We start from the raw sequence: 513 nt of genomic DNA, 5'->3' as shown, positions 1-513 counted from the left end.
GCTGGTGACCATGGGCTTCGGCCTGATCGGCTGGGTCGACGACTACCGCAAGGTCGTCAACAAGGACCCCGAGGGCATGCGCTCGCGGGAGAAGTTCCTGTGGCAGTCGATCATCGGCCTGATCGCCGCGATCTACCTGGCCTTCAGCGTCTCGGAGACCAGCTTCCTCGGTGTGGTGCAGCTGTTCTTCCGCTGGGTCACCAGCGGCTTCTCGACCGAGCTGCGCCCAAGGCCGACCTGATGCTGCCGTTCTTCAAGTCGATCAGCTATCCGCTGGGCGTGTTCGGCTTCATCGGCCTGTCCTACCTCGTGATCGTGGGCACCAGCAACGCGGTGAACTTCACCGACGGCCTGGACGGCCTGGCCATCATGCCGGTGGTGATGGTGGGCTCGGCGCTGGGCGTCTTCGCGTACGTGACGGGCTCGTCGGTCTACAGCCGCTATCTGCTGTTCCCCTACATCCCGGGCGCCGGCGAGCTGCTGATCTTCTGCGCCGCGCTGGCGGGCGCGGGG

1 pseudogene is annotated in these 513 nt (G+C 65.9%); it reads left to right on the top strand.

The features are described 5' to 3' along the window. Positions 1-513 (top strand): annotated as a pseudogene (locus FUT87_RS03560) (phospho-N-acetylmuramoyl-pentapeptide-transferase); the annotation flags it as partial.

The organism is Mitsuaria sp. TWR114 (genome assembly GCF_007997345.1).
Note: the sequence above shows the minus strand (reverse complement) of the source record. Positions and strands in the feature narration are given on the sequence as shown.